The organism is Lactobacillus sp. W8172 (assembly GCF_016102055.1).
In the GTDB taxonomy this organism is placed as follows: Bacteria; Bacillota; Bacilli; order Lactobacillales; family Lactobacillaceae; genus Lactobacillus; species Lactobacillus apis_A.
Map to the genome: position 1 here is coordinate 145,950 of NZ_JACFPG010000003.1, position 20,076 is coordinate 166,025.

Consider the following 20,076-nt stretch of genomic DNA (forward strand, 5'->3'; position numbering starts at 1 on the left):
TTTATCGTGATATAATATGAAGCTAACTACATGAAGTGTGTTTCATATTACTAAGAAGGTGAGATTATCACAAATTTGGTTAAAGAAAATAGAAAAAAGCTGCACTTAACGCAGCGTGAACTTGCCGCTAAAGTGGGTGTCACTGAAAGAACGATTATCTCGGTAGAAAACGGTAAATACAAGCCCTCACTCGTCTTGGCGTATAAACTGGCGCAAGTTTTTAGAACTGATATTGAAACCTTGTTTTGTTTAGAGGAGTACTTAGAAAATGAAAAAGAATAAGAAAAGAAAGCTCAAATATTATTTCTCAGCATGCTTTTTTACATTATCAGCACTTCTTGAGTTGGCGCTGATCGGTTTAGAAATTCTGCAGCACCGCAGGCAAATCGATATACCGAAAAATATTATTTATGCAGTTTTTGCTATTAGTTTTGCTGCTTATCTTTATTATAAAGCCAAAACTGTGGGGACAGATAAAGATGATGAAGATGAGCGTGATGAATTTATTGCAGTGAAAACTAATCACCAAATGTATAAAATAGCTAACTGGTTAATTTATATTCTGAGCCTGGTCTTTCTAACTGGGGCGGCGTTCATGTATAAAGCTCAAGGGTTTACGACACTGGTCATAATATTGATAACCATTGCCGCTACTTTAAGTGTCTTATGGAACTTATTATTATTAATTGAAATGATTATAGGTATTACTAATGAACTTAGAAATTAGTAAGGCCTAAATATTTATAACGATATAAAACTGGTTCTGCCAATGCATCAGACAATAACGGTCAGTTAATTTCTGCACCACTGATTGCTCAACGCCTTGCAGTTGACCATTTTACTTCATTGAGTATAGCTCATAATTACAAAGAAGATGGCAAGGACTATTCTTTGAGTTCTTGGAAACGGCAATTAGTAACCCCAGCTCTTTTAGACCAATATAAATTACCGTATCAAAAATCATGGTTTAAAGACACTAGTGATAATGAAATAAGCCGTTCTCGGTATGAATATATTAGGGATTATCTGGGTTACCGATTAGCAGTTAAAGATATTAGCTATCAAGCAGATGAGAAGAGTATTGACTATCAAGTTAATTTAACTAATTATGGCATGGATGCTCCTGTTTTAATTAATAAAGCAGAATTGGTATTACTGAATGCATCTAAAAAGGCAGTGGCTACCAAAGAAATAACTGATGTTGCACATTTGCAGTCGCTTCAAGTTTTGCCAGTTGAATGGCAAGTAGACAAGCGCTGGTCAAAAAAGCAAAATATTTGGCTTTTAAGTTTACTGGCTATGGTAATACAGGAAACCGCTTGGCAAACAATATAGCTTTTGCTAAGGGATATAATTATTTGCTGACACTTAAATAAATAGTTATAAAAAGACAAAAACCAATAAATTACGTTTCAAAACGATAATTTATCGGTTTTTTATTTACGATAAAAATTAAAGGCAAAATTTATCTATTTTTTTAATCCCAGTTAGCGTTGATGCATTGTGTCGAGCTTGTTTTAAAGCAAATTTTACTATTACACGCAAAGCAAAGAAAAGCATTTTGTTAATGGGCACTTGGTTCTATTCATGATTCCCTTTGTGCTAGTTGTTGAAGCTCAAAATTTGGGGGGATAACTACCGCTAGTGGCGATCATACTATGATTTTCTTGAGATTAATATTAGTTATTTTGACAGCAGTCTATTACGCAAACAAGAAAGAAACTTATGACAATTTAAACTCCCAGGAAGGCTGTATTTTCAGTTTGCAAAATCGGGAAGTTTTAGGTGATCCACAAATTTATTTAGTTTATATTCTCAATTTTGTGGCTATTTTTGTTTTTTAAGAATAAATAATAATGGGTAAATTGTAAAATGAAGTTATTTCTAGTTATGCCGCATTAACAGCTTCTTTTTTATTAGTAGAATAAACTACCTTTACTATTGTTACCAAAACAATTAAACAAGTTACACATAATAGTGTTAATGCGATAGTAATACCGAGCGAAGCAGTAATTGTAGTAAAAATAGTTGTCACAACTGGTACAGTCACAACTAAAATAGTGTTAAGCATTCCCATAGTTGATGACAAAATATTTTGATCAACGGCTTCAACAAGCCACTGTGTTAATTTAGGGCTAGCTGTACCAATAAATACTGCAAGGCTTGCCATGATAGGTAGGCAAATAAAAATATTTTTAATAATCATTGTACCAATAACTGCGATACTTAAAACTGTTGAAATAATTGCGATAGTGAATAATGACATTTTCTTGAATAATTTTGTGCCTACAATACTACCAAGTGCCATACCAGCAGTCATTACACCTCCTATTAGGGCAATCGTGAAACTGTAAGTTCCAATGACCATAGAAGACTTATTACCAGCGATTACGATTGAAATTAAAGGCTCAATTGTTCCTAAGACTCCATTTAGTAAGGCAATTACTAGAACGACCGACAATAATCCCTTTGCTTTTTTTACTTGTTTGAATGATAAAGCAATTGTTTTAAAGAAGCCCTCTTCATTAACTGAAGTAGCTTCTTCTTGAGGACGAGTCTTGTAATAATTGCGACCGACGCTGGCAAAAAGGACACCTGCTGCTAGAAATGTTAAGGCATTGAAGATTGCTAGGCTTGAATAAGACATGAAAAGTAATAAACCAGAGCCAATGAATTGTGCAATCATATTGATAATACCGTTGATCCCACTAACAAATCCTTCAGCTTCAGCAACTTCATCATTTCCAACAATGTTAACAATTAGAGGCATTTGAAGGCCACCAGAGTATGAACCGGCAATATCTGATACTAAGTTAATGCCAATAACAGCTAAAACTAGGTTCCAGCCAGCAAAACCACTAGCGAAAAGTAAGCCGACGATTAGATAGAGTCCAAAGCGTATAACGGCTAACCAAACCATTAACTTGAATTTGTTTTTTGTACGGTCAGCTAAATATCCACTAAGAACTTGAAAAATTTGAGGTACTGATTCTGAAATTGAAATCAATGAAATAGCCAAGGCGTAATTTCTTAATTTACTTGCATAAGTAATAAGTGCTAAGTAAAACAAAATATTGCCTGCACCAGATAAAAAACTGGCGATTGTAAATTTTCTATAATCCTTATTCTTTATAAAAATGTCCATAATTTATAACTCCTAAATAAAATTTTATATATATTAAGTTATAACCTGGTTATAATAAGGATTATCAAAAATGTCACATTTGAATGTTAAACGCCAAATTTGAATGAAATTAAGGAGGAGCACTAATGACAATAGGACAATTGCTAAAGCAATATCGAATTGAGAGCTCGAAAACACAAAAAGAATGGGCTGGTAATACGATTAGTACATCATATTATTCAAAAGTTGAAAAAGATCAGCATAGAATTACAGCTGAGGATTTGATTGCATTATTGCGTGCTAATAACATTAAATTGTGGGAATTTTTTGGCAAGCTTAGTCAAGAAGATAAAGTAAGATATGACGAAAACAGAGATATTGGCGAGGCAATGAATGAAGCGTTTTATCATAATGATAAGGATCAGCTTAAGGATATTAAAAATGTCATTGCAAATAGTGAAATAGCTGATAAAGAAGATCAGTTGTTATTTATAAATGCAGTTATAGCCTTAGTTGGTAATCATAACGTAGAAAATCTTGATGAAAAAGATAAAATTGAGTTGAAAGAAAAGATTTTTAATATTTCTGATTTTGACGAAAGTAAATTGGCTCTATATTGTAACTTTATGACACTTTATGATCTTGATAACAATTTGTTAATAAGTCGGCGAGTAATTACACAATTTCGCTATTCGGGGAATTCGAATGTTCAAGAAACAATATTAGCAATAGTGATTAACATTTTATTTATGTGTATTGAGGAAAATAGATATAAAGAAACAGAATTTTTTATTCAAGCAGCCGATCAAATTAGTACTAAGCCGAACTTGTTTTTTTATAAAAACTGCATTTTTATACTTAAAAATATAGTGAATTATCACTATGAAAGAAAGGATGAGTATTTAAATAAGGCTCGAAGGGCAATTGATCACATTAGTTCGTTGGGCATGCCGGAGTATAGTAAAGATGTGAAAGGTTTTTTTGATAAATATGGAAGAAATTAAAAAAGTGTATTTGATATTTAGAATTCAAATACGCTTTTTAGTGTCTTCGGTAAATCGTTATAAAGTTTAAAAAAACACCATACGAAAAAATAAAAAAGTCGAATGTGACACTTTTTAACTTGTCTCACTCCTTGAAGGTATTATCTGTATAAGAAAAAGATTAAATTATAGGAGAAGAACAAATGATTAACTTTAATATTCGTGGTGGTTTTGGTGATTCTACTAAACCTGATGTAAATATCCGTGAGCAAGATAACCTTTACTTGGCTGTAAATTCAAAATGGTTACAAGAGAACCCTGTTCCTGCAGGTCAGCCGTGGCTTAATGGCTTTGACATGGCAGAACAGCAAACACGCAATCACCTTTTAAGAGACTTTTCTGCTTTTGTTGCCGGTAAAAAACCAATTCCTCAAGTTAAGAACTTTAACAAAGCAGTTGAATTTTACCGTGTAGCTGAGGATGAAGAAAAAAGAGCCGCTGACGGTGCCGCTCCAATTAAGGAAGACTTGACCTTTTTAACCGGACTCGACAATTTAGCAGATATCAATAAGAACTTGATGAACTTGTTGCTAGCCGACAACTTGCCATTTAAATTTGAAGTGGAACCAGATTTTAAGGATGCACAACTAAATATTGTCACTTTTTACCGGCAAAATTTGATTTTGTCCGATACCAGCTATTATGGTAATGAAAAAACCGCTAACTTGCTTGATGTTTGGCAAAAGCAAACCGTTAATTTGCTGGTAATGAGTGGTGTTCAGCAGGATAAAGCTGAGCAATACGCCGCAGGAGCAGTTACGCTGGATCAGCGTTTGGCCCAGGTCTATCAATCAGCAGAATATAATTCTGAGATTGAAAACATATATCATCCAATGAGTGTGACAGAATTTGAAAGCCAGAGTAAAAATATTCATCTAGCTGCCTTGCTGAAAGAAACCGGACTTGAAGACGCTAAGAAAGTTAATGTTACTGAACCAGGCTATTTAGATAAATTTGATGAATTGTTTAATGAAGAACATTTTGATGAATTAAAAGGCTGGCTAATCGGGTATTTTATTAATCAAGCAGCTGGATATTTGTCACGTGAATTTAGAAAGGCCCAATTACCACTAAGAAAAGCAATGTACGGAGTAGATTCTTTAGATGCAGATGAGCGCTTTGCTTATGATGAGACGGTCAGATTATTTGGTGATGTCATTGGCCAATACTATGGCGAAAAATACTTAGGTGCTGAAGCCAAAGCCGATGCTACTAAAATCGTTAAAAATATGATTGCGGTTTACCAAGATCATTTAAAAAAGAATTCTTGGTTGTCAGATACTACTAAGAAAAAGGCGCTAAAGAAGCTTGACACTTTAGTCTTAAAAATCGGTTATCCAGAGCATGTTCAAAGATTTTATGACGAGTTCAAAGTAATGCCAGCTACAGAAGGCGGCAGTTTATATAGTAATGTTAAAGCAAATAGTCAAATTAAACTTAAGGATAACTTTGCGGATATCAACAGACCGGTTGATCAATCACTTTGGATGATGTCGGCGGTAGAACCAAATGCTTGCTATAATCCGCAAAGTAATGACATTACTTTCCCAGCACTTTTACTCCAAAAGCCTTTTTATGACCTACATCAGGATCGTGCAGCTAATTATGGTGGTTTTGGTACAGTTGTAGGACATGAAATTTCGCATGCGTTTGACAACAACGGCTCGCAGTTTGATGAGTTGGGTAATATGAAAAACTGGTGGACTGACGAAGACCAGGCTGAATTTAATAAAAGAATCAAAGCTGAAATTAAGCTGTTTGATGGCGTTGAAGTTGGTACAAGCAAAATCAATGGTAAATTAACAGTTTCAGAAAATATTGGTGATCAGGGTGGTCTAACAGTGGCCGTTGCGGCTAATAAGCAAGAAGGTGGAGACGCTAAAACCTTGTTTGAAAACTATGCGCGAATTTGGGCAACAAACGCTAAGCCTGAATTTTGGAAATTAATCGCCGCTTCTGATGTTCATGCTCTTTCCCAAGCTCGAGCAAATGTGCAGGCCCAATGTCAAGATGAGTTTTATCAAGCTTTCAATGTTAAAGAAGGTGACGGTATGTGGCTTGATCCGGATAAGCGGGTACAAGTCTGGTAATTACACTTGAGGGAGTAGCTACAAGCTCTATAAACCAATTGCTTTTAGTAGCTTCATACTCCAGAACATCTTAAATAGGATATTAAAATACCTAGCGTGAATTGAACATTGCTAGGTATTTTTGATTGCTAAATATAGATGAAGTATAATTCCTTTTTATATGAATACTAATTACAAGGAGGAAATAGAATGAAAAAAATAGACGGGCATTTACATTTAGTACGTTCACTTGCAGGATTATCTGCTAAGGGCCGAATGACACCTTTAGGCAATGGTAAAGCGATTTGGGACAACGGAATGTTTCTTAATCTAATACCTGAAGGCTGGGGCGACCATGATTTCACTGCAGAATCAGCTCTAAAGGTTATGAAAGATAATGAAGTTGAAAAAGCAGTTTTGCTTCAGGGCAGTCTATATGGCTTCCAGAACTATTACTCTTATCAAGCAGCAAAGAAATATCCTGATAAATTTATTGCAGCTTTTTCTGTTGACCCATTTGCTGATGACGCGATGGAAATTGTTAGACGTCACGTAGAAGACTTAGGCTTTAGAGCAATTAAATTAGAAATTAGCCAAGGTGGAGGTTTACACGGATATCATCATCCATTCCGTCTAGATACTTCACCAGAATTAGGTAGGCTTTTCCATTTCTTTGCTGACTATCCAGGCTTCGTCATCACAGTTGACTACGGTGATTACACTCAATTCAGCTACGAACCTGAAGCAATTATTAACTTGGCTCGTCGCTATCCTAAATTAGACTTTGTTGTTTGCCATTTATCATTCCCTAATGCAGACCACTTGAATCGTTTGGAAAATGCTTTGGAACAGTGGGAGCCATATGAAAACATCGCCACCGAAATTTCAGCAATTCAAGATATTGAAAAGGAAACGACTTTCCCATTTCCACGTTGCCAAAAGGACGTTGCATTAGCTAAAAAGGTTCTTGGTGCTAAGCGTATCTTTTGGGGCACTGATTCACCATGGTCATCAACATTTAATTCGTACCACAATTTAGCTACTTGGTTAGAAGAAACGGACATCTTTACTGAATCAGAACTTGAAGATGTTATGTACAACAATGCCAATCGTATCTATTTTAAACAGCAAAATGTGCAAGCAATGCGCGATAGTGAAGATCCAGTTTTTCAAGATATATAGAGATAACAAAGAGAAGCATCACAATATTATTTTACATTCCCATTCTGATTCTATCTGATATGGACTGTTACTATTCCCCAGGTAATAATCTAAGGCATACATAGAAGGCGGTAGCAGCTTTTACTGATATTGAACGCAAAAAAGCTGAGAAACTAAGTTTCTCAGCTTTTTCATAGAGTGTTTAATTAGTTTTCTTTATGTTTGTGAATGAACCAACCAGATACAGCTGCAAATGTTGCGGACAGAAGACCAGCAAGAACAATCAACAGATTTTCCGTTTGGTTTTTGCCCGTTTGTGGTAATTTGCTGCTTGCTATATTGTCAGCAGTTGTCCTTGGTATGGCAACATGATTATTAGTTAAATGCTGTTTTGAAGGGCTTTGAGGTGCTTGAGGCCGTAGATGATTAGTTGTTTGCGGTTTAGTAGGGTTTTTATCCTGATGGTTATTGTTGATAGGCACATTTTCGGCTGGAGTATTACTATCTTTTGCGTAAATATAGGTGACATCTTGAGCCTGTGTACTAAAGAAGCCGGTGGCATTAGTAGGTCGACTTTTTAGGTGATACCCATTAAATTCTTTTGTATCGGTAGTATACCCATCACCAACGTTACCACTTAAAACAATGTCGGAAGTAAGAGAATTACCACTTTCATCTTGATAGTGAACAATTACATTAGCAGCTTTACTTGGGACAACAGGATTTACTGGTGGCTTGGTAGGAGTAGGAGCTTTTTTGTAGAGATAAACAACATCAGTTATAGTGTTATCTGCAAAGCTACCGCTGGCATTAGCAGGAGTTTCTGCTAAAGTGTAGCCAGTAATATCTTTCGGCTTTGTGGTGTATGGAGTGTTTAATCCACCGGTTTGCACATCATTAGGTGCTAGTTGATTACCGTCTTGATCTTGATAATGTGTAATAACAGCCGCATTGTATCTAACATAGGCATCGGCGTCTTTAGCAGGATTATAGTTAGTTAAAAGTTGTGGAGATGTCCAACGCTTATCTTTAAGTGCTTGAGGATGCTCTGCCGTTCCATTCGTTCCATTACCAACGTTAACCCAGATTCCAGGCGTATCTAAGCCAGTATTTGATAGAGAATTTTTAGCACCTAGTTTTAAGTAATTTAAGCCTGTCAGTCCATTTAGCATATTATCGCTACTGGTAACAGAGTTCATATTGAAATTACTGATATCAAGACTGGTTAAGCTGCTATCTCCTAAAAACATTTCCATCATGTCAGTTACCTTGTCCGTGTTAAAGTGACTAACGTCTATTTTTGTTAAATTGGTGCATTCAGCGAACATTCCGTTCATGCTGGTATTGTTACTAGTGTTGAAGTGGCTTACATCCAATCGGTTTAAGTTTTTGCAGTTAAAGAACATGCCCAAGGTAATGTTAGCATTACTTGTATCAAAGTTTGTAACATTTAAGTTTGATAAGTTACGACAATCGCCAAACATAACAGTAAAGTCTATTACTTTTGATGTATTGAAGCTACCAACGTTTAGTGACGACAAGTTTCGACAGGCATAAAACATAGAATTCATGTTTTCAACATTTTTAGTATCAAAATTATTTAGATTTAAGTTGGTTAAACTTGTGCAAAGATTGAACATGGTGCTCATGTCTTTAACCTTTGCTGTATTAAACGAGCTAACGTCAAGATTTGTTAAGGCAGAACAAGACTTAAAAAGCTTAGACATATCAGTTACGTTACTTGTGTTAAAACTACTTAAATCCAAACTTTTTAACTTAGTATCACCAGAAAACATACCCTTCATGCTTGTGACTTGGCTTGTGTCAATGTTAGACAAACCTTCAAACTCTTCTAAATTATTCAACCCCCCAAAGAGATCAGTAGCAGATCCCTTGATAGCTAAAGGGCCAGTTATAACAATCTTTTTAGGGTTATTACTTTTTAAGAATAGGTTAAATGAACCTGTACCATTACTATTATCCAATACGCTACCGGAAATAGTAGCAACTCCTTGATCAGGATCGTATGTAAGATGGGCGCCATTAATGTCAGATGATATTAAGTTGGCTTTTGTAGCTATCTTTTGCTGTTCATTTTCACCATGAGTAATTGCAGGAGGTACGTTAGACTGATTTGCATTACTAGTGGGTTTATTGTTATCAGTAATTGATGAATTGCTAGCAGGTGGAAGTGACGGCATCGATGAACTGCTGTCATCAGATGTACTTGGTTGTTGATTAGCTGCAGATTCAGCAGCTTTTGGTGACTTAGTTACATTGCTGGCCGCTAAGTGAGAAGCTGCAAGCTGATCAGCTTTTGCAATCTGTGGGCTAGCGCTTAATAGACCAATGGTGGTCAAAACACCACCTAATAATAATTTCTCCTTATTTTTATTCATTATTCTTAACCTCATATAGTTAGTAAAAAATAACGTACTGTTTATACACCTTGAGTCTAGCACGGTTAATATAGTAACTACTAATGAAACGCACTTGTATAAAAAACTAAGCATCAGCGAAAAATGAGGACAGCTATTTAGTATTCGACTGAACGGATTAATCTTGAGGATCTATTTAATAAACTTTATAATTAAAAGCGATTAAATATAGGGATAGTTAGAATATTGACTAGGAGAAAGCATGAAAAAAATATTTTTAGCCTCTTACTTTGCAAACGTGGCCGAACAATTTAAGACATTTGTTCAACATAATGAAATCAAAACTAAGAGAATCCTTTTTATTCCAACTGCTAGTGATGTAGAAGAATATACAGAATATGTTGACGAAGAAAAACAGCTTCTGGAAGAGTTAGGCTATATAATTGATAAATTCGATGTTACAAACGAATCAGTAGATATAGCCACTAATAAAGTAAAAGATGCCGAGATGTTTTTTATAACTGGTGGTAATACATTTTATCTGTTACAAGAACTAAAGAAAAAGGAATTGCTGCCACTGATTAATGAAAAAATTGATTCTGGAACTCCATATATAGGAGAGTCTGCTGGTGCAATCATTATGGCACCGGACATCGAATACTGCGGTATTATGGACGATGCAACTCTGGCAGAAGACTTGACTGACTATAGCGCTCTAGGCCAGACTAAGTTCTATACTTTACCGCACTATAAAGAGGAACCATTTGCGGAAGCAGATGATGAAATACTTGCAGTGTATAAGGATAAATTGAATTTAGTTCCGATTAATAATAATCAAGCAATTATACCTAGTGATAAAGACAATAAAATAGTTTAGAACTTAATAAAATAGCAAAGAAAAGACTCTATTTCTAAATAGAGTCTTTTTTAATTTTATTTTCATGTATATCTGATGTATGAGATAATAAACTAATAAAAATTGCCGTTTAAATTAAATAATGGGAAATCAAATGATGGAAAATAAAGAAATAATAGCACGTTATCTTGACGACAATGGAGTTGTTAAGGCGTGGCCTGCCAAAGCTAAAAATCGTTTCCTAATTCTGCAGTATTTAGCGACAAAACTTGAACCTACCAAAAAGTATTCTGAACAAGAAGTAAACCTAATTTTGATGAAATATATTTCTGATTACGTCACTAGGAGACGAGATTTAGTCGAAAATCATCTTTTAAATCGAACCGATGATGGCAGAATGTATTGGCTAAATACCGATGCATCAAGCAGTAAAAACTAGGTTAAAAGAAAAGGTGCCAAGATGATTATTGATACAAAAGAACTGCAGAAAAAAGTTATTGAAAATAAAGAAAATCATGGTTTTAATACGACTGATATCAAATTTGAATTATTGTGTTTATATGGTGAAGTTAATGAACTTTTTCAAGCTTATTTGAAGCATGATAAAGATAATATTGATGAAGAACTGGCAGATGTGGCAATTTTCTTATTAGGTATTTCTGAGATGCTAGGTAGTGACTTGGGGACAGATATAGTTGCTAAAATGAAGATCAATGAAAAGCGTGTTTATAAAAATGGTGTTAAGTCGCTAGAAGATGAAAATGTGACTAAATAATATACATAAAAGCAACCCAAGGCATGACGTCTTTTGGGTTAATTGAGAAGTGAAATGAAGACCATGATAGCAGCCTTGGCAGAGCAATTTCTGGGTGATTGCTTCACTACTTTGGTTTTGATTTCGAAACTTTTTGTTTCGATTTCGAAACTTTTTGTACGAATCCATGCTAGAATAAGTGTGTATAAATAATTTAGCGATTCCAATGGAATCACACAAAAAGCTCTATCCCGATAATAGAGCTTTTTTGCGTGCTAATTATTAAAGAAGGAAGGCAACTTACTTCTTTTTCCTCTTTCCGTTTAGCCAGCGTTTTTTAGCTAAGAAAACTATTAGTTCTCTAGTTAAATCAAGGAAAAATTGTATAAATAATTTAGCTAGATCCATTGGAACCACCTCCTATCCTTATAAGATAGGCCGTTGCCTCCAACGCTATTATAACAAGACTATGGGCACTTTTTAAGTTCTACAGCTAAATTAGCAACGCCATTGCTTCATATGGTTGTAAATTGAGCGCATTAGGTACTTCGGTAATATTTTGCTCATAATTAGTAATCAGTGTTTCTGCCTTTTGTCCTTGGAAAGCTTCAGGCAATTGATAGGTAACAGGTTGACCGTAAAAATTGCTAATAACTAATAATGTTTGGCCATTATAATCGCGGCGATAAAAGAAAACTTGCGGATGATCTAAATCAACGGATTGGTAGCTACCTTTAGCAATAATTGGCAGCTGCTTACGCAAGTAAATCAATTTTTGATAATAGGAAAAAATTTCTCCGTGGTCTAGTTCTGCTGCGACATTTATTCGCTCCTGGTCTTTAGGCTTTAGCCAAGGTGTACCAGTAGTAAACCCGGCATTAGGACCGCTATCCCAATGCATTGGAGTTCTACTGTTATCGCGCGACTTGGCTTGAATAATTGCCAGTGCATCTTGTTCACTTACGCCATGCTTTTTCAATTCGTGATATGCATTATGTGTTTCAACATCAACATAATCCGATATTTGCTCATAATTAGGATCAATCATTCCAATTTCTTCGCCTTGATAAATATATGGCGTTCCGCGTAATAAGTGCATCACGGTTGCTAGCATTTCTGCAGATTTTTCGCGGTAGTGAATGGGATCACCGAAGCGGCTCAAAGCCCAAGGTTGATCATGATTATTCCAGAAGAGGGCATTCCACCCGCCGCCTTGACTCATTCCTAATTGCCAGTCATTGAGTAATTTCTTGAGAGCAGCAAAATCAAAAGGAGCCTTAGTCCACTTTTGTCCATTCTTGTAATCTACCTTTAAGTGATGGAAGGTAAAGACCATTGATAGTTCGTGATTATCCTTATTTGTATAAGCTACAGAATTAGGGATGGAAGTAGAAGACATTTCGCCAACCGTAATTGAACCAGGCATTTGTCCAAAGGTACTTTGATTTAATTCTTTCAGGTACTTGTGAACAATTGGCTTGTCAGTGTACATTAACTTACTTGCAACATTTTCTGGTGCGTCTTTTAGGTCTTTGTCTTTGCCAATAACGTTAATTACGTCGAAGCGAAAGCCTTTGACACCCTTATCACGCCAGAAGTTAACCACCTTAAATAATTCTTTTCTGACTTCAGGGTTATGCCAGTCTAGGTCTGCTTGTGTTTGATCATATAAATGAAGGTAGTATTTGCCCGTGTTTCCGAATGGTGCCCAAGCTGGGCCACCGAACTTTGAAGTCCAGTTATTAGGTAAGCTACCATCAGGCTTTGGATCGCGGAGATAGAAAAACTTTTGATAGTATTCGTCGCCTGATAGTGCTTTTTTAAACCAAGGGTGCTCTGTTGAACAGTGGTTTAGGACCATATCAAGCATCACATCGATATGGTTTTCTGCTAGCTTTTTAACCAATTCATCGAAGTCATCCATTGTTCCAAATCTAGGATCAATTGCATAATAGTCGGCGATATCATAGCCATTATCGTTTTGGGGGGAAACAAAAAAAGGACTAAACCATATCATGTCAATATTTAGTCTTTTCAGGTATGGAATCTTTTGGATGATACCTCTTAAATCCCCTAAACCGTCGCCGTTACTATCATAAAAAGATTTTGGATAAATCTGATAAATAACTTTGTCCTCAAAACTCATAAAATAATTCTCCCGTGTTGTGCCTTTCTACGTGCAAAGTCGACAAACTTAAATTTATCGGGACGATGCAGAGAAACTGTGTATTGAAAAAATGATGTGTCTTTTAGATAGGTTAAACTGCGTACAACTACAACCAGATTGGTGTCTTCTAACTGCAAACTTTGGATTACTTTTTTATCAGCTGGTTCAACTGTAATTGTCTTAGTTGCGTAATCAATTTCTAGTCCTAAGTCGCGCTCGAAATAGGAGTAGAGAGATTTTTGCGCTTGCTCAATTGTAAGGTGCGGAACATACTTTTTTAAAATATAGTCCTGATCAATAACAATTGGTTCATGATTTATTGAACGCAACCGCTCAACAAAAGTTGCTGCAGGCTCAGTTATATCTAGCTGATTGGTAATAGATGATGGCATTTTAGTGTCGCTAAATTGCAAAATTTCTGTAGTTGCATGCATTTGTTCTTGCTTATTGAGTTCGTCAAAAGTTTCAATGTTTGAAACTGGGAATGCAAATCTTGCACGGTCAAGTACAACCGATCCCTTACCTCTAAGCTTTTGAATTAGGCCCGCAGACATTAACTCGGCAAGTGCCTTTCTAGTAGTTTCACGTGAAACTCCATATAATTCTGAGAGAACTGGTTCACTTGGTAAGAGTTCGCCAGCCTTGTATTGACCATGTTTAATTTTATTAGTTAAGTCCGCAGCAATTTGCAAATATTTGGCTGTCATTATCAGTAATCCTCGTTTTTTTATACTTAATCATAGCACCTTCTTTACTATTTTAACCTATCTAGACAAATTATTAGTTCAAAGTAAGACTAATAATTAAACAAATAATAAACAAAAATTTGACACTTGTCTATACAAGTAATATAATTCCTTGGAAAGCGATTTCAAAAGGATACAAAGTTATTGAAGGAGTTTAAATTATGAAAAAAGAGAACTTATTGGCTCCCACAAGTGGTGAAGTCATTAATCTCAGCGGAGTTGATGATCCAGTTTTTGCTCAAAAAACATTGGGTGAAGGATTTGCAGTTAAGCCAGAGAAAACACAGCTTGTTTCACCGGTAACGGGCAAAATTATGATGGTTGCTGAGACAAAGCATGCGATTGGCTTTAAAACAGCTACTGGTATGGAAGTACTAATTCACTTGGGAATTGATACGGTTGAGTTAGAAGGCAAACCATTTTCAATTGAGGTAGCAGCTGGAGATGAGGTTGAAGCAGGTCAAAAAATTGGAATAATGGACCTTGCTGCAATCAAAACCGCTGGAAAAGATGATGTAGTAGTAGTTGCAGTAACTAATACTGCAGAAATTCTGAGTAGTATTGACGTCCAACTAGGCAAAATTGATGCTGGTCAAGTGGCAGCAGAAGTCACTTTAAAAGAGGACACTAAGACCAAACCAACTGCTAACGCTAAAGAAAATAAGTATCAGGTAACTGCGCGAGAGGTAGTTGAAGCTATTGGTGGAAGCGATAATATAAAAAGCGTAATTCACTGCTTTACGCGATTACGTTTTTCTTTGAAAGATGACAGCATTCCTAATGATGATCAGGTTAACCAAATTAGCGGAGTTCTGGACGTTGCTCGTGCCAATAATCAATATCAGGTAGTAATCGGACAAACTGTTGATGATGTTTATGATGAGGTCATTAAGATTTTAGGCCCGCAATATGCAGGACAAGGCCAAGAAGCAGCTGATAGCAACAATAGCGAACATGATAACCAAGATTTAAGTTTTGGTGGCAAAATTAAAAATGCCTTTTTCCAATTAATTGGTGTTATCACAGGCTCAATGATGCCCGTAATTGGACTCTTGGCAGCGAGCGGAATGTTAAAGGGTATTCTCAATATCTTGACTAACTTTTGCCATATGTCAACGGCGTCACCAACTTACACGATTATTAATTCAATGGGGGATGCAGCCTTTTATTTCTTACCAATAATTGTTGGTTTTACTGCAGCTCAAAAGCTGGGATCAAATCCTGTCATTGTTTCATTAATCGGTGGCTTTTTGATTTATCCTGACTTGGTAAAAATATATGCCAGCGGGAAGTTTAGCTATTTCCTAGCAGGTGTTGGTATCAACGCTAATTTCTTTGGTATTCCAATTCACATTCCACAATATACTTATTCTATTTTTCCAATGATTTTTGCAGCTTGGATGGCAGCGAAAATTGAACCTTGGATTAAAAAATGGATGCCAGTTACATTGAGACAAATTTTTACACCATTAGTAGAAATCTTTTTAGTCGGAATGACTGTCTTAATTATCGTTGGTCCAGTTATTTCCTTTATTTCAGAAGGAATTGCTGGAGTACTGCAATGGCTGCTCACAGTTAACACTGCATTATCTGGTTTGATTATTGGTGGACTATATCAAATACTGGTTATTTTCGGCCTGCACTGGGCAGTAATTCCGTTAATTGCTAACGACATTGCTGCAACAGGGCACAGTGTTTTAAACGGAATTATCTCAATTACAATGGTTGCTCAAGGTGCTGGTGCACTTGCAGTTTGGTTTAAGACTAAGCATAATCCTGAGCTAAAGGGATTATCGATGAGTGCGGCTATCTCTGCAGCAGTTGGTATCACTGAACCTGCAATGTATGGTGTTAACTTGAAATACGGTCGTGTATTTATGACCTCAAGTATCGGTGCAGCTATTGGTGGTTTAGTTAATGGTTTGCTCAAAGTTGATATGTACGGTTTTACCGGTAGTTTAATCGGTTTCCCATCATTTGTTCCTAAGGCTGGACAGGGCAATCCTAATAACTTGTTAAACTTCTGGATTGCATCAATTGTGACTATTATTGCTGCCTTTGCTTTAACTTACTTCTTTGGTTATAAGGAAAACGATGCTAATAGCCCTAAGAATGCTCCAAAAAAGAAGACTTTGGCAGATTTATAATCGCTGAATTTTGCTATTTTAAGGATAAAAAAGTTTCTAACTATATTAGTTAGAAGCTTTTTAAATTTCAGCTAGTTGTTTAGACTAAAAATTGCGATAATTAATTGTAAAACTAGCAAAATTGGAGTGATTGAGGATGAAAGTACTAGTAATAGGTGCACACGGACAAATTGGGCAACAATTAGTTCATATTTTACAAAAGAGCCAAAGCTGTGAAGTTATTGCAGGCTTGCGGTCAGTTGAACAGGAGAAAGCTTACCAAGAACAAGGAATTGCAACTGCTTTTGTTGATTTAACAAAACCGCAAAAGCAACTAGAACAAGTGATGCAAACGGTTGACATTGTGGTTTTTTCTGCCGGATCAGGTGGCAAAACTGGTGCTGATGCAACTATGATGATTGACCTTGATGGAGCAGTTAAGGCAATTAATGCAGCTGAAAAAACAAACATTCAGCGCTTTATTATGGTTAGTTCGATTAAGTCAGATGACCGTAGCTTTTGGTCAGATCATGCTCCAGCAGTAGAGCCACAAAGCTATTATTATGCTGCTAAATACTATGCCGACCAATGGCTTTACCACAGTTCATTAGATTATACAGTTTTGCGGCCAGCTAGGTTACTCAACACTGCAGCAACTGGAAAAGTCAAAATAGCACAACACATAACAGCGCCCACTTCTGCAATAACAATTACCCGAGCAGATGTAGCAGAAGTAATTGCAGAAATTATCGAGAAAGATAAGCTGCATCGAAAAGACTTTGACTTGGCCAACGGAGCAGTACCTATTGCACAGGCAATTTCAAACTTCCAATAAAAATATTTTGATTACAGATTTTAATAGGCTAATAAATTAATGTCTAGCTAACATGATTTATTAGCCTTTTATTTTGAGTTAAAACTTAGTTAAATGACAGATTATAACCAACATTGTTACTTTTAGTCTGATTAAATTAGAAAATTATTGCTTTTACACGAATCAATATAGTAAAGTTTGATTATATTATTATTAAAACAAAGGAGGGAGCTATGTTAAAAGTAGAACATTTAAGTAAAAAGCTTTGATACTTTTCCAGCGCTTCAAGATGTTAACTTTACCATTCAGCCTGGTGAAATTATGGGTTTGATTGGTCAAAATGGTGCAGGGAAAACCACCACTTTTCACAGCATTTTAAATTTTCTTCATTACGACGGAAAAATTTCCTGGGAAGATCAGCCCATTACTGAAAAAACTTTTGATATGGTAGGCTACTTGCCGGAAGAACGCAGTTTACTACCTAAAATGACTATTGAGCAACAAATTGTTTATTTGGCGGAGCTAAAAAGCCGCCCGGCAAAAGAGATAAAACCGCAAATCGATGATTGGTTGAAACGCTTTGATGTTCAGGGCAAGAAAAGCGACAAAATAAAAACACTTTCGAAAGGTAATCAGCAGAAGGTGCAGTTAATTTGTACTTTGATTCATCAGCCCCAATTAATTATTTTAGATGAGCCTTTTAGTGGTTTGGATCCGGTAAATGCAGATTTGCTCAAAAACGCAATCTTAGAAGCAAAAAAGAAAAATGCAGCAATTATCTTCTCTAGTCACGATATGTCAAATGTTGAAGAAATTTGCGATAGTTTAATTATGTTGAAAAAAGGGCAAGTTGTTTTAAGTGGTACAGTTGATGCCGTTCGTGATTCATTTGGTAAAACGGAGATTTATTGCAAAACTACCAAGTCGCTGGCAGAATTGCAGCAGCTCCCTCATGTTGAAAAAGTGGAAAAGAAAGCACATGGTCAATATCTTTTACGGATTGACCATGAAAATAGTGGCCCGGAAGTCTTTGACGCATTGACAAATGGTGAATATGTTGAAGAGTTCCGGCAGCAGCCGCCAACACTTGACGAAATATTCAGAATGGAAGCTGGTGAACAACATGAATAAATTGTGGACTATAACGCTGCAAACTTATTGGCATCAAGTTAAGTCTTGGTCTTTTCTGCTTTTGATTCTGGGCCCATTTTTCATAATTGGATGTGGTGCTTTAGGAGGAGCTATCGGTGCTAATTCTGATCCAGACAGTCAGATTGCAGTTATCAGTTCCAATGAGCAAGTTCGCCAAAACTTTATTAAAAATAATGATAAATACGTTGATGCTAAAATTAAAACCGTTGAATCTGCTAAAGAGGCCGTCAAAAAAGAAAAGGTTGATGGCTACTTGATATTTGAAATGCAAAAAAATCAGGTTAAGGCAGTTTATCACGGAGCGTCACCTATTGATGATGAATTGAAACCCAAAGTAAAAAGCTATTTACAAGTCTTGCAGAGTCAGCTTAATTTGCAGCAAGCGCAATTGGCGCCCCGTCAATTTAAAGCCTTACAGCAGCAGCCAAAATATCGCGAAGTACTCCAGAAAAATCATCAGGGAGATAAATCGGTAAAAATGTTGTCTTTAATCATTGTGATTATGGTCGTTTACATGATTTTGGCTTCCTACAGTAGCATTACAGCTCAAGAAATAGCTTCTGAAAAGGGCACGAAGATTATGGAAATCATTTTTTCCAGTACAACTGCTGCAAAATACTTTTTAGGCAAAATTTTGGGTATTTTCGCCGTAATTATTACTCAACTCTTAATCTATATTGTTGGCGGCTGGGCAACTTACCGCTGGGCATTGCATGCAAAAATTACGGCTTCTTTCATGCATAACAATCAGGTAGTAATAAATAAAATTTTGGGGAATTTGGTAAATGTCAATCTCATTTTCCTGATTCTTGGTGTAATTATTTATACGATATTAGCAGCTTTTTCAGGAGCTTTAGTAGCTAAACCTGAAGATTCTTCAAAGGCCGCGCAAAGTACTGCGATGCTTTCTTTGATTGCATTTTTCCTGTCGTTTGCATTTATTTCTAACCCAGAGCAAATTCTGCCGCAAGTATTATCTTACGTGCCATTCTTTTCCTCATTCATGATGCCAATTCGTATAATTAATGGTCATGTTGGTAATATAGAAGTTATTTTGTCGCTGGTAATTTTAATAGTAAGTATTGTTGGTTTAACAGTATACATTAGTAAAATCTATCAAGGCGTAATTTTACAAACCGAAGATACCAGCTTTTGGAAGAGGTTAAAACGAGGGCTGGCATATAGTAAAGCATAAGTAATATAATTCAGGCTAAAAAACTAATAAATCAGTGTAAGCAAAACATGGTTTATTAGTTTTTTAAATTATAAATATTTTCTGTTTTTAATAGTGGACTATAATATAAATAAAAACTGTATTTCTTACATGGTGACATGGAGGTACTTATGCTTGTCAGCAATCTATGGTTAATTATTTTTGCTACTATTTCATCTTTTTCACGCGGGATAATTTCCGTGATTGACCGTTACCAAATGGGTTATCGCAAACAAAGCTCAATTGATGTTAACTTTTTAAATAATATTTGCAGTTCAGTTTTGGTAACTTTTATGTTGCTGGTTATATTGCATAATTACCCCAGCCCTCGTATTACAACCAACGTAACCGATCAATAGATAAAGCGTAAAAGGTAGGGGTGGTCATACACCCGTATGTAGCTGACAGCCAGTAGGAACAGCTATATGCGGGGCATCACATTCCTTATGTATAGACTTATATAAGGTTGCAGG

At 35.9% G+C, this 20,076-nt stretch carries 17 protein-coding genes and 1 pseudogene; 14 read left to right on the forward strand and 4 right to left on the reverse strand.

Annotated features, from left to right (window positions below; all coding sequences use genetic code 11):
- Positions 1-75: 75 nt before the first annotated feature.
- The 3 genes from H3R21_RS05485 (at position 76) to H3R21_RS05495 (ending at position 1,335) form a co-directional block, all read left to right on the forward strand.
- On the forward strand, positions 76-282 hold the full coding sequence (locus H3R21_RS05485) for a helix-turn-helix transcriptional regulator (protein WP_222710189.1): 207 nt from the start codon (positions 76-78) through the stop codon (positions 280-282).
- Positions 269-727 (forward strand): hypothetical protein, encoded by a 459-nt coding sequence (locus tag H3R21_RS05490; protein ID WP_198183622.1) that lies wholly within the window; start codon positions 269-271, stop codon positions 725-727. Before H3R21_RS05485 ends, H3R21_RS05490 begins: the two co-directional genes overlap by 14 nt.
- A gap of 83 nt (positions 728-810) precedes the next feature.
- Positions 811-1,335 (forward strand): DUF4832 domain-containing protein, encoded by a 525-nt coding sequence (locus H3R21_RS05495; RefSeq protein WP_370628108.1) that lies wholly within the window; start codon positions 811-813, stop codon positions 1,333-1,335.
- A 553-nt stretch (positions 1,336-1,888) separates the two neighbouring features.
- Here the strand turns inward: H3R21_RS05495 and H3R21_RS05500 are convergent.
- A complete protein-coding gene (locus H3R21_RS05500) occupies positions 1,889-3,145 on the reverse strand; it encodes an MFS transporter (RefSeq protein ID WP_198183624.1) in 1,257 nt (418 codons plus the stop codon).
- Between the two features lie 125 nt (positions 3,146-3,270).
- Between H3R21_RS05500 and H3R21_RS05505 the strand changes: the two genes are divergently transcribed.
- From H3R21_RS05505 to H3R21_RS05515, 3 genes are all read left to right on the forward strand, one after another.
- Positions 3,271-4,128 (forward strand): helix-turn-helix domain-containing protein, encoded by an 858-nt coding sequence (locus tag H3R21_RS05505; protein WP_198183626.1) that lies wholly within the window; start codon positions 3,271-3,273, stop codon positions 4,126-4,128.
- Positions 4,129-4,310: 182 nt separating this feature from the next.
- On the forward strand, positions 4,311-6,257 hold the full coding sequence (locus tag H3R21_RS05510) for a M13-type metalloendopeptidase (protein ID WP_198183628.1): 1,947 nt from the start codon (positions 4,311-4,313) through the stop codon (positions 6,255-6,257).
- A 189-nt stretch (positions 6,258-6,446) separates the two neighbouring features.
- Positions 6,447-7,418, forward strand: coding sequence for an amidohydrolase family protein (locus H3R21_RS05515; RefSeq protein WP_198183629.1), 972 nt, complete (start codon positions 6,447-6,449; stop codon positions 7,416-7,418).
- Between the two features lie 185 nt (positions 7,419-7,603).
- Here the strand turns inward: H3R21_RS05515 and H3R21_RS05520 are convergent, their stop codons facing one another.
- Positions 7,604-9,796 carry a BspA family leucine-rich repeat surface protein gene (locus H3R21_RS05520; protein WP_198183631.1) on the reverse strand — a complete coding sequence of 731 codons (2,193 nt, stop codon included), beginning with the start codon at positions 9,794-9,796 and terminating at the stop codon, positions 7,604-7,606.
- 241 nt (positions 9,797-10,037) lie between these two features.
- Between H3R21_RS05520 and H3R21_RS05525 the strand changes: the two genes are divergently transcribed.
- The 3 genes from H3R21_RS05525 (at position 10,038) to H3R21_RS05535 (ending at position 11,406) form a co-directional block, all read left to right on the forward strand.
- Positions 10,038-10,652 (forward strand): Type 1 glutamine amidotransferase-like domain-containing protein, encoded by a 615-nt coding sequence (locus H3R21_RS05525; RefSeq protein WP_198183633.1) that lies wholly within the window; start codon positions 10,038-10,040, stop codon positions 10,650-10,652.
- A gap of 133 nt (positions 10,653-10,785) precedes the next feature.
- Positions 10,786-11,070, forward strand: coding sequence for a DUF2087 domain-containing protein (locus H3R21_RS05530; protein ID WP_165775978.1), 285 nt, complete (start codon positions 10,786-10,788; stop codon positions 11,068-11,070).
- 21 nt (positions 11,071-11,091) lie between these two features.
- Complete coding sequence (locus tag H3R21_RS05535; RefSeq protein WP_187158170.1) at positions 11,092-11,406, forward strand: MazG-like family protein; 315 nt, start codon at positions 11,092-11,094, stop codon at positions 11,404-11,406.
- A 472-nt stretch (positions 11,407-11,878) separates the two neighbouring features.
- Here the strand turns inward: H3R21_RS05535 and treC are convergent, their stop codons facing one another.
- Together treC and treR are read right to left on the reverse strand one after the other, a co-directional pair.
- Complete coding sequence (gene treC / locus H3R21_RS05540; protein WP_198183635.1) at positions 11,879-13,531, reverse strand: alpha,alpha-phosphotrehalase; 1,653 nt, start codon at positions 13,529-13,531, stop codon at positions 11,879-11,881.
- Positions 13,528-14,259 carry a trehalose operon repressor gene (treR, locus tag H3R21_RS05545; protein WP_198183637.1) on the reverse strand — a complete coding sequence of 244 codons (732 nt, stop codon included), beginning with the start codon at positions 14,257-14,259 and terminating at the stop codon, positions 13,528-13,530. Before treR ends, treC begins: the two co-directional genes overlap by 4 nt.
- 200 nt (positions 14,260-14,459) lie before the next feature.
- Between treR and H3R21_RS05550 the strand changes: the two genes are divergently transcribed.
- The 5 genes and pseudogenes from H3R21_RS05550 to H3R21_RS05570 all read left to right on the forward strand — a co-directional run bounded on the left by H3R21_RS05550 (position 14,460) and on the right by H3R21_RS05570 (position 19,962).
- Complete coding sequence (locus H3R21_RS05550; protein ID WP_198183639.1) at positions 14,460-16,445, forward strand: PTS glucose transporter subunit IIABC; 1,986 nt, start codon at positions 14,460-14,462, stop codon at positions 16,443-16,445.
- A gap of 136 nt (positions 16,446-16,581) precedes the next feature.
- A complete protein-coding gene (locus H3R21_RS05555; RefSeq protein WP_198183641.1) occupies positions 16,582-17,259 on the forward strand; it encodes an SDR family oxidoreductase in 678 nt (225 codons plus the stop codon).
- Positions 17,260-17,471: 212 nt separating this feature from the next.
- A pseudogene (locus H3R21_RS05560) lies at positions 17,472-18,369 on the forward strand (ABC transporter ATP-binding protein).
- Positions 18,362-19,585, forward strand: coding sequence for an ABC transporter permease (locus H3R21_RS05565; protein ID WP_198183643.1), 1,224 nt, complete (start codon positions 18,362-18,364; stop codon positions 19,583-19,585). The pseudogene H3R21_RS05560 and the gene H3R21_RS05565 overlap by 8 nt, the downstream one beginning before the upstream one ends.
- Before the next feature lie 149 nt (positions 19,586-19,734).
- Positions 19,735-19,962 carry a hypothetical protein gene (locus H3R21_RS05570; RefSeq protein WP_198183645.1) on the forward strand — a complete coding sequence of 76 codons (228 nt, stop codon included), beginning with the start codon at positions 19,735-19,737 and terminating at the stop codon, positions 19,960-19,962.
- Positions 19,963-20,076 lie beyond the last annotated feature (114 nt).